This is a genomic window from Actinomyces sp. ICM58 (genome assembly GCF_000283035.1).
GTDB lineage: Bacteria > Actinomycetota > Actinomycetes > Actinomycetales > Actinomycetaceae > Pauljensenia.
The window spans coordinates 1-9,824 of sequence record NZ_ALIY01000136.1; the positions used below are offsets into that span (position 1 = coordinate 1).

At 66.3% G+C, this 9,824-nt stretch carries 10 protein-coding genes and 1 pseudogene; 5 read left to right on the top strand and 6 right to left on the bottom strand.

Annotation, left to right across the window (positions count from 1 at the left end):
- Positions 1-366: 366 nt before the first annotated feature.
- Positions 367-1,329 (bottom strand): class 1b ribonucleoside-diphosphate reductase subunit beta, encoded by a 963-nt coding sequence (gene nrdF / locus HMPREF1138_RS06515; protein WP_009057867.1) that lies wholly within the window; start codon positions 1,327-1,329, stop codon positions 367-369.
- Between the two features lie 160 nt (positions 1,330-1,489).
- Here nrdF and HMPREF1138_RS06520 point away from each other — a divergent pair, with 160 nt between their 5' ends.
- Complete coding sequence (locus tag HMPREF1138_RS06520; protein ID WP_009057864.1) at positions 1,490-2,449, top strand: hypothetical protein; 960 nt, start codon at positions 1,490-1,492, stop codon at positions 2,447-2,449.
- Between the two features lie 121 nt (positions 2,450-2,570).
- Here the strand turns inward: HMPREF1138_RS06520 and HMPREF1138_RS06525 are convergent, their stop codons facing one another.
- The 4 genes from HMPREF1138_RS06525 to HMPREF1138_RS06540 form a co-directional block, all read right to left on the bottom strand.
- Positions 2,571-3,092 (bottom strand): hypothetical protein, encoded by a 522-nt coding sequence (locus tag HMPREF1138_RS06525; RefSeq protein ID WP_009057861.1) that lies wholly within the window; start codon positions 3,090-3,092, stop codon positions 2,571-2,573.
- Between the two features lie 33 nt (positions 3,093-3,125).
- The gene (locus HMPREF1138_RS06530; protein WP_009057862.1) at positions 3,126-4,436 is read right to left on the bottom strand and encodes an alpha/beta fold hydrolase; all 1,311 of its coding nucleotides are present in this window, start codon (positions 4,434-4,436) and stop codon (positions 3,126-3,128) included.
- Between the two features lie 273 nt (positions 4,437-4,709).
- Positions 4,710-5,039, bottom strand: coding sequence for a branched-chain amino acid transporter permease (locus tag HMPREF1138_RS06535; protein ID WP_009057873.1), 330 nt, complete (start codon positions 5,037-5,039; stop codon positions 4,710-4,712).
- Positions 5,036-5,824 (bottom strand): AzlC family ABC transporter permease, encoded by a 789-nt coding sequence (locus HMPREF1138_RS06540; RefSeq protein ID WP_155887144.1) that lies wholly within the window; start codon positions 5,822-5,824, stop codon positions 5,036-5,038. Before HMPREF1138_RS06540 ends, HMPREF1138_RS06535 begins: the two co-directional genes overlap by 4 nt.
- A gap of 249 nt (positions 5,825-6,073) precedes the next feature.
- Between HMPREF1138_RS06540 and HMPREF1138_RS06545 the strand changes: the two genes are divergently transcribed.
- From HMPREF1138_RS06545 to HMPREF1138_RS06560, 4 genes are all read left to right on the top strand, one after another.
- Positions 6,074-6,973 (top strand): cysteine ABC transporter substrate-binding protein, encoded by a 900-nt coding sequence (locus HMPREF1138_RS06545; RefSeq protein WP_009057869.1) that lies wholly within the window; start codon positions 6,074-6,076, stop codon positions 6,971-6,973.
- A gap of 88 nt (positions 6,974-7,061) precedes the next feature.
- Positions 7,062-7,721 (top strand): amino acid ABC transporter permease, encoded by a 660-nt coding sequence (locus HMPREF1138_RS06550; protein WP_009057871.1) that lies wholly within the window; start codon positions 7,062-7,064, stop codon positions 7,719-7,721.
- Positions 7,702-8,379 (top strand): amino acid ABC transporter permease, encoded by a 678-nt coding sequence (locus HMPREF1138_RS06555; protein ID WP_009057872.1) that lies wholly within the window; start codon positions 7,702-7,704, stop codon positions 8,377-8,379. The genes HMPREF1138_RS06550 and HMPREF1138_RS06555 overlap by 20 nt, the downstream gene beginning before the upstream one ends.
- Positions 8,367-9,179, top strand: a complete 813-nt coding sequence (locus HMPREF1138_RS06560; RefSeq protein ID WP_009057870.1) for an amino acid ABC transporter ATP-binding protein — start codon at positions 8,367-8,369, stop codon at positions 9,177-9,179. Before HMPREF1138_RS06555 ends, HMPREF1138_RS06560 begins: the two co-directional genes overlap by 13 nt.
- 423 nt (positions 9,180-9,602) lie before the next feature.
- Here the strand turns inward: HMPREF1138_RS06560 and HMPREF1138_RS11285 are convergent.
- Positions 9,603-9,824 (bottom strand): annotated as a pseudogene (locus HMPREF1138_RS11285) (ribonuclease H family protein); the annotation flags it as partial.

A 9,824-nucleotide genomic window follows, 5' to 3' on the forward strand; every position in this document is an offset into this window, starting at 1 on the left:
CCGCCATTCTCGGCCTCGCCGGGGCCTGCGCGTGGCTGCGACGAGAGTGGGCGCGGGCCTCGTAAGGAGAGATGGTGCGGGCCGCATAAGGAATGCGGCCGGGCGCACGATGCGGCCGCGTCGTGCGCCCGTGTCGTGCGCCCGCCAGATCCCTGCAGTCGTGGTCCCGTGGTTCCTCAACAATGTCGCATGCAATTCCCTCGCGACTATTTCAAACATTGAAATCGGGTCGTTGGAATTGCAACGTTTATGGGCTATGTCTAAAACTGACCGTGTTAAATTACCTGCGACTTTTTGGGGGGAACGCCGGAAAGGGGCCTCGCACAGACGACGCGGCCGGGCGCGCGCCCGGCCGCGTTGGCAGGATCAGAAGTCCCAGTCCTCGTCCTCGGTGTCCACGACTTCGCCCATCACGTAGGACGAACCGGACCCCGAGAAGAAGTCGTGGTTCTCATCCGCGTTGGGGCTCAGGGCCGCCAGGATCGCCGGGTTCACGTCGGTCGCGTCATGCGGGAACAAGGCCTCGTACCCCAGATTCATGAGCGCCTTGTTCGCGTTGTAACGCAGGAACTTCTTGACGTCCTCGGTCAGGCCCAGCGGATCGTACAGGTCCTCCGTGTACTGCTCCTCGTTCTCGTAAAGCTCGTACAGTAGCGAGTACGTGTAATCGCGCAGGTTATCCTGGCGTTCCTCACTCGACTCGTTCACGGCCAGCTGATACTTGTAGCCGATGTAGTAGCCGTGGACGGCCTCGTCGCGGATGATGAGACGAATCAGGTCAGCCGTGTTCGTCAGCTTCGCGTGCGAGCTCCAGTACATGGGCGCGTAGAAGCCCGAGTAGAACAGGAAAGACTCCAGCATCGTCGAGGCGACCTTGCGCTTCTCCGGGTCGTTGCCGTCGTAGTACGACTTAATGATCTCGGCCTTCTTCTGCAGGGCTGCGTTCTCGTTCGACCAGCGGAAAGACTCGTTGATCTCCTCCGTGGACAGCAGGGTGGAGAAGATCGACGAATAAGACTTCGCATGCACCGACTCCATGAACGCGATGTTCGTGTAGACGGCCTCCTCGTGCGGGGTGCGCGCGTCCGGGATCAGCGACACCGCGCCGACCGTGCCCTGAAGCGTATCCAGGAGGGTCAGGCCCGTGAACACGCGGTTCGTCATGAGCTGCTCGTCCTTGTTGAGGGTCTTCCAGCTCGGCAGGTCGTTGGAGAGCGGAATCTTCTCAGGCAGCCAGAAGTTGCCCGTCAGGCGATCCCAGACCTCAAGGTCCTTGTCGTCTTGGATCTTGTTCCAGTTGATGGCCTCGAACACGGGCTCGGTCGCCATGGGGGCTCCTCTAAGTGCGGTGTTGAACGGACGAGGCCGGGGTTGCCTCGCGCTGCTCCCTTCAGGATACCCGCGGGGTAGGCCCGGCGCGCTCACCCGGGGAGGTGCGTTTCGTGGACGCGCTCACGCAGGAGGGCACACGGGCACTATCGTATTCGCCATGACGACGCCCACATTCGCCGACGCCGACGCCGCGCTCGCCAAACACGACTACGAGGCCGCCCTCAGCATCCTCGAACGCATCGACGTGGTCGGCGAGGACGCCTGCTACCGGCGAGACATCCAGGCCGCCGCCTGCGCCGACCGCCTCCGCCTCTACCCCCTGTGCGAGGAATACGCGACGCGCGCCCACTCCTACGGCAACGACATGGCCGACCCCTTCGCCCTCATGGCCCGAGCCCAGCGCCGACAGGGGCTGGCCACCGACGCCGCCGCCACGGCCTCGTCCGGCGCGCGCATCCACCCCAACAACCCGGCGATCGCGCGCGAACTCGCCCTCGCCCTGGTCGACCTCGGGCGATACGAGGAAGCTCGCGGCCCCGCCGACCTCGCCACCGACACCTACCGCAACGACATCGAGCTCCTCATGGCCTACGGGCGCGTCTGGGAACCCGTCAACCCCGACGCCGCGCAGTGGGCCTTCCGTCTAGCCAACAAACTCAACCCCGACTGTGAGGAAGCGAAGACCGCCTACGACAGCCTGCTGCGCCCCCTCAAGGGCGCGGGACGATCCTCCTACCAGATCGAAATCCAGCCCCCCGTCGCCGCCGCCTACCGCACCATGCTGCGCCGCGTGCGCGCCGTGGTGACCACAGCCGGGAAATTCGCCGCCGCCTCCGGCGTGTGCTGCCTGCTCTTCTACGTGGGCGTCGCCCGATCCCTCTTCCCCGGCGCCCGCTGGTGGGTCTTCCTGCTCTACATCGCCTCAGTCATCGGCGTTCGCGCATACATGGCTGCTCAAATCTCCATGTTCAACCGAACCCTTCCGCGAGGCGTGCGACTGTCCTTCATGCGCCTCGGCGGACGATTCCCCGAGCTGCGCGCCAAGGGTCTCGCCTGCGTGTACGCCGTCGTCATCGTCGGCTTCTTCCTCATCTGCATCATGAGCGGCATCAGGTAGAGCCGCCCACTGCGCACCGATGCGCACCGATGCGCGGCGTGCGAGCGCGTGGCAGGCTTGCGGGCGTGACGAGCCGGCGCCGCCCCAGTGCCCCAGGGCGGCGCGTGACCCGAAAGCGTGCCTAGGCCTCGTCCCGAGCGGAAGATGCCGCCTCGCCCGCGAGCGTCGCCACAGTCGCGGCCGCCTCCAGGACCCCGAGAACCAGCCCCTGCCTCGTGTGAGCGAGGCGCACGCCCTGAGCGCGGCGGCGCTCCCCGCGGCGGAACAACCACCGCTCCACGCCGACCGTGATCATCGCCGACCCCAGCGCCGCGCCCGCCAGAACCGCCAGCTCACGCGGCTCCGCCTCCGTGACACCCGTGAGCGGATCCTCGCCGGCCACCGGCGACCCCTTCGAGCAGTCCGTCTCGTCGTCGTAGGGCGGCAGCTCCCCTTCCTCGGGCAGCATCGTGACGATCGACCAGCCGATCGCCCCCAGCAGGCCCGTCTTCACGAGGGCGCGCAGCGGGCGTGAGCGCACATAATCGGGCAGCGCGTACCAGGCGAGCGTCGCTCCCGCGCCGACCGCGATACCCGCGGCGCGGGTCGGGCTCACCGGCAGGGACACGGAGCAGGGGCAGGGGCAGGAATGAGGCGAGGCCATGGCCAGTCCTTTCAGTGAAGCGTCTCTCGCGGGTCAGTCCGCGAGCAGGTCAAGCAGGTGAGAGACGACCTTTCCGCCAGAATAGGCGGAACCGTCGTGCTGATACTCGTTCGTGATGTAGTGGTGGGCGCCGATCAGGTCGCCCGTGTCCAAGGACAGCTCGCGCGGCACGAACATGTCGTCGTAGTAGATGGCCGCCGCGACCGGCACCGTGTTCTCGGCCAGCACGTCCGGCAGGTACACGGGGGCGGCCTCCGTCGTCGACGCGAGGATCTCCGCGACGCCCTTCAGGGGTGCCAAGCCCGGGTCCTCGTCGAAGACGCGGCGCATGAAGTGCTCGCCCGTCAGGTAGAACGGCTCGCGCTCGTCGAGGGGGTCCGCGTCCTTCGCGAAGCCCGGGACCTCCTCGGCCAGGCGATCCGCCGCCCAGAGCGTCGCCGTACCCGCCAGGGACGGCGTCGCGCACGCGTAGATGTACTCCTGGAACACCCCGTAGATCGGCGCGACGTCCACCTGCGCGCCGATCGCAGCCAGGAACTGGGATGAGAGGCGGCGCTCGCCTCGAACCGACGTCCACGGGCCCTCAAGCAGGTAGTGCAGCTGGTCCGTGTTGCCCTGGCCGCCGAGCATCATGCCGATCATGCGCAGGCGGGTCGGCGAGAGGCGCTCGCCAGTCGGCAGCGTCTCCTCCGTGTCCGCCAGGTGCGCGCACAGCTCGCGGACCGTGCGCTCATCGCCCGGGTGGCGGCGGAAGTACGCGCGGTTGCGAGCCGCCGTGCGCTCATAGGTGAGGCGGTAGATGTCGTCCACGTGGACGAGGCCGGGCAGGCCTCCCGTGATCAGGCTGGCCTTCAGGCCCTGGGGGGCCAGCGACAGGTACGAGGTCGTGATGAAGCCGCCGAACGACTGGCCGAGCGTCGTCCACGGGTCTTCCCCGCACAGCTCGCGGCGCAGCGCCTCCGCGTCGTAGACGATCTGGTCCTGGCGGAAGTAGCGCAGGTACGCGGCCTTCTCCTCGTCCGTGGCCAGGTGGGAGAGCGCCTGGGCGTCCATGCGCGTGGACTGGCCCGTGCCTCGTTGGTCGAGGAGCACCACGCGGTAGTCCTGCAGGAGACGGTTCATCCATCCGCCGGTAAACGTGCCGAAACGCGGGCTCGGGTAGCCTGGGCCGCCCTGCAGGAACACCGCGTAGGGGGAGTCCTCGTGGCCCTTGCGCACGACTTCGCGTGCGAAGACCTCGATCGTGGGGTTGTCCTGGCCGATCGGGCGCAGGTGATCGAGGGGAACCTCGAGGCGATGCTCGTAGACCGTGTGTCCGTGGTGCAGGTACGACTCTGTGTGCATGGGCACAATGGTAGCGGGTTTGGTGTGGCGCTGTTGTGTCGCTCGAACCCGGGTGACGCGTGCGGTGTGGTGTCTATCTGCTCGGGCCCTTCGGCGCCTTCCGCTCGGGCTGCGCGTGGCGGCAGCCTGCCGCGAATGGTTCCCCAACAATGTCGCACGTAATTCCCCTGCGAGTATTTCAGACTTTGAAATCGTGTCGTTGGGATTGCAACGTTTGTGGGGTGTCTCGAAAAATGACCAAGTTAAATTACGTGCGACTTTGGGGGAGGGGGCTCAGAGCCAGTTCAGCAGCGCGATGTAGCAGACCGTTCCAATGCCGACGCTCCACAGGAGCTTGCGGCCGCTGAGCAGGTGCACCGCGACGGTGATGCCCGTCGCCACCAGCGCCGCCCACCAGCGCTCGCCCGCCGCCTGCGCATTGTGAGACAGCGTCGATAGGACCAGGATCAGCATGATCCCCGGCGGCATCCACACCGCCATATCTTCCACGAAGCGCGAGTCGCGCAGCGGCTCCAAGATCTTGAACGGCAGCGCGCGCAGCGTGAAGTCGATGACGAAGACGATCGCCAGGATCGCCAGCAGATAGGGCAGAGACGGAGTCACGAGGCCTTCCCTTCGTGGCGGACCTGACCAGACCCGCCGCTTGGGGGCGGGGAATCGGGGAAGCGCAGGATGCCTCGTCGATGGAGGACGTGACGCACCGACAGGCAGGCGACGAAGAACAGGAGCGCGACGATGAGGTGCTGGCCCGGCGCCACCGCCATGGCCACCGCGAAGGACAAGCCGGCCAGGGCCGCCGACGGGAGCTCGCTCATTGAGCGGGCCGAGTCCAGCGTCAGCGTGATGAACAGGGCCGTCAGTGCGAAGTCGAGGCCCTGGATCTGCGTGGGGATAAGCGCGCCCGCGAAGACGCCGACCAGGCCCGAGACGAACCATGTCAGATGGAAGAGGACTTGCATCGCCAGGAGGCGTGGCTTGGTCCACCCGTTCGGGCGGGCGGCGGTGAGGGCGTAGGCCTCGTCGACCAGGGCGTACATCGAGAAGAGGCGCGCGACACGTCCCTCGATTGCGTGCAACGGGAATGAGAACGCAAAAAAGAGGAGGCGGAAGTTCACCAGGAGCATCGTCACTGCGATGACTGCCAGCGGCGTGTTCTGTGCAGCCAGGGTAATGACGAGGAGCTCGGCCGACCCCGAGTAGGCGGCCAGTGATAGGGCGGGCGCCATCCACCATGGCATCCCCAGCTGAACGACCAGGAGGCCGTAGGCCAGGCCGAGCGGGATGTATCCGGCAGCTACGGGTGCCGTGATGCGCAGCCCCTCAACGATTTCAAAGCGGGTAGGCTTCGCCGGCACGGGGAAGTTCACTGTGCGCGGGAGCTTGGGCATGAGTGCAATTTTTGCGTGTCTGTCCGTCCAATTGCGAGCGGGCGCACCGTAGCATGACGGTTTTCACGTTTTTCTGGGCCCTAGGTCCTGGAGCGGAATACTGGCGATCGCCCTGCCATTCGTTTGTCACATAGTTTCAAAACGGGAAACGTCCCTCGCAAATGTCATCCCGCGGTGGAAGCATCGACACCAACGCCGAGGACGAACGCCCCGGCGTCCTTTATTCCAGACCGCAGATTAGGAGCCCTCATGAGCGCCACTCACGCACGCAAGAAGCCATTCCTTCGACTCGCCACGGCCGCCGTCGCCATGGTCGCAGCCCTCGGCATGGCCGCATGCTCCGGTGGCGCGGCCACCTCCTCGTCTTCCTCGAGCGCGCAGGTCGGCGACCGCACCCCCGAGCAGATCAAGGAATCCGGCGAGATCGTCATCGGCATCTTCTCCGACAAGGCCCCCTTCGGCTACATCGACGCCGACGGCAAGCCCGCCGGATACGACGTCGTCTACGGTGACCGCATTGCCGCCGACCTGGGCGTCACCGCCAAGTACGTCCCCGTCGACGCCGCCGCCCGCACTGAGGTCCTCGCCTCCAACAAGGTCGACATCACCCTCGCGAACTTTACCGTCACGCCCGAGCGCGCCGAAAAGGTCGACTTCGCGAACCCCTACTTCAAGGTCTCCCTCGGCGTCGTCTCGCCCACCTCGGCGGAAATTACGGACGTGAGCCAGCTGGCCGGCAAGACCCTCATCGTCACCAAGGGCACGACCGCCGAAGCCTACTTCGAGGCCAACCACCCCGAGGTCAAGCTCCAGAAGTATGACCAGTACTCCGACGCCTATCAGGCCCTCGAGGACGGCCGCGGCGACGCGTTCTCCACCGACAACACCGAGGTCATCGCCTGGGCGATCCAGCATCCCGGCTTCAGCGTCGGCATCAAGAGCCTGGGTGAGACCAGCTACATCGCGGCCGCCGTCAAGAAGGGCAACACCGCCCTCCTCGACTGGCTGAACAACCAGCTCGTTGAGCTCGGCGAGGAGAACTTCTTCCACAAGGACTACGAGCAGACCCTCGCCCCCGTCTACGGTGACGCTGCGACCCCCGACGACCTCGTCGTCGAAGGCGGCCAGGACACCGCCTCCAGCAACTGACACAGGTACGAGGCCGTGGCCCCCTGACGGGTTCGCCCGCCGCGGGTGATCGCCCGGCGCGGCCACGGCCTCGTCCCAGATTTCGCTTATGAATCTTGAGATCCTGGCGCGATACGCGCCCCTCTACGTCGACGCCGCCATCCTCACCTTAAGGATCGCGGCCATCGGCATCGTCGGCTCCCTCGCCCTCGGCCTCCTGGTGGCCGCGATCCGGCACTACCGGATTCCGATCGCCACCCAGATCGGCGCCGCCTACGTCGAACTGTCGCGTAACACGCCGCTGCTCGTGCAGCTTTTCTTCATCTACTTCGGCCTGCCGCGCGTGGGCATCAAGTGGAGCGGCGAGACCTGCGCGATCGTCGGCCTGATCTTCCTGGGCGGCGCCTACATGGCCGAAGCCCTGCGCTCCGGCCTCGACTCGATCGCCACCATCCAGTGGGAGTCGGCGTCCGCGCTCGGCCTCACGCGCACGCAGACGCTGCGCCACGTCGCCCTCCCGCAGGCCATCGCGACCTCCGTGCCGCCGCTTGCCGCCAACGTCATCTTCCTCATCAAGGAAACCTCCGTCGTCTCCGTCGTCGCCCTGCCCGACCTCGTGTACGTCGCGAAAGACCTCATCGGCATGTCCTACAACACCTCAGAGGCGCTGATCCTCCTGGTCCTCGCCTACCTGGTGATCCTCCTGCCCGTGTCCATCGCGGCCCGACTGATCGAAAAGAAGGTGCGCCGTGGCGGATTTGGGAATTAACGTCATCTTCGAGGGCCGCAACCTCGTGCGCATCCTCGAGGGCCTGGGCGTCACCGTCGGCATCTCCGCGCTGTCCGTCGTGCTGTCGCTGATCCTCGGTGTCTTCGTCGGCCTCGGCATGCGCTCGCGCTGGCGGCCCCTGCGCTGGCTCATGCAGCTCTACCTCGAGTTCGTGCGCATCATGCCCCAGCTCGTCCTCCTCTTCGTTGCGTACTTCGGGCTCACGCGCGTCGCGGGGATCAATCTGGACGGCATCACCGCGTCCGTCCTCGTCTTCACCCTGTGGGGCGGCGCCGAGATGGGCGACCTCGTGCGAGGCGCGCTCATCGCGATCCCCCGCCACCAGTACGAGTCCGCCTACGCTCTGGGACTCACCCCGAGGCAGACCATGCGCCGCGTCATCCTGCCGCAAACCCTGCGCAGGCTCGCGCCCCCGGCCGTCAACCTCATCACCCGAATGATCAAGACGACGTCCCTCGTCGTCCTCATCGGCGTCGTCGAAGTCCTCAAAGTCGGACAGCAGATCATCGACGCTAACCGCTTCAACTACCCCACCGCCTCGCTGTGGATCTACGGCCTGATCTTCGCGCTGTACTTCCTCATCTGCTGGCCCATCTCGCTCCTCTCACGCCACATGGAGAAAACATGGCAGAACTGACCTCCGACACCGCTGCCTCGCCCGAGCGCGCCACGTCCTCGTCCGTGGAAGACCCGCAGCTGCGCCTCGTCGACCTCGACAAGACCTACCCGGGAGGGCACCACGCCCTGCGCGGTGTCTCCCTCGACGTCGCCGACGGTGAAGTCGTCGTCATCATTGGCCCGTCCGGCTGCGGCAAGTCCACGCTGCTGCGCACGATCAACGGCCTCGAGCCGATCAACTCCGGGCAGATCCTCTTCGACGGGACCGACCTGGCGGCGCCCGGCGTCTCCTGGCCCGAGGTCCGCCGCCGCATCGGCATGGTCTTCCAGTCCTACGAGCTCTTCCCCCACCTGACCGTCATGGGGAACCTGACGCTCGCCCCCGGCCTCGTCGCGGGAGAATCACGCGCCGACGCCGAGGAGCGGGCGCACAAACTGCTCGAGCGCGTCGGCCTGGCTGACCGCGCCGACGACTACCCGCGCCAGCTCTCCGGCGGCCAGCGCCAGCGCGTCGCCATCGTGCGCGCCCTCATGATGAACCCCGAGATCCTCCTCCTCGACGAGGTCACCGCCTCCCTCGACCCGGAGATGGTGCGCGAGGTGCTCGACGTCGTCCTCGAACTGGCGCGCACCGGCATGACCATGCTTATCGTGACGCACGAGATGGGCTTCGCCCGCGCGATCGCCGACCGCATCGTCTTCATGGACGAGGGCCGCATCGTCGAGGTCGACCCGCCGCGCAAGTTCTTCGCGGACCCGTCCTCGGATCGCGCGCGCAAGTTCCTCGACATCTTCAGCTTCGAGGGCGCCAAGCTGTAAGCGCGTCGTGGCTCCTCGCGGATAGGAAACGGCTACGCGGATAGGTTATGAGCATCTGGATAGGTTAATAACCTATCCGCGTGCGCATAACCTATCCGCATGTGCGCAACCTATCCGCGTGTGCATAACCTATCCGCGTAAGGGGCTGAGGCGGACTGGGGTACCTGCGGCTGGCTGTCGAGATGCAACCTCTCCGCGTCGCGGCCACGGCCATGGAGCGGTTTCCCAACAATGTCGCATGCAATTCCCCTGAGGTTGCTTCAAACATTGAATTCACGTCGTTGGAATTGCAACGTTTGTGGGCGGTGCCGTTTATTCGGGCAGCCGAATTGCATGCGACTTTTGGAGAGAGTGCGGCTGTCGTGCCCGGAGCGCGCCCGCCGAACGCGCGTGCCGAGCCCACCCGAGACAGAACGCCCCGCTTCAGGAAATCAGCGTCGACTGGTGGTGCACCATGACCAGGCGCGCCTCGCCAGAGGTCGCCGGCGCCCACACGCTGGATTCCAGCGACGCGCCGCCCTCCCACCGCACCCGGTAGCGGGTCAGGAACGCCCCGCCCAGGTCGTGCGCGTCGATGCGGCCGACCGCCGGTGAGGAGGGCGAGGGCCCCGCCAGCGTCGTGGTCGCCGCGCCACCCGGCCAGAT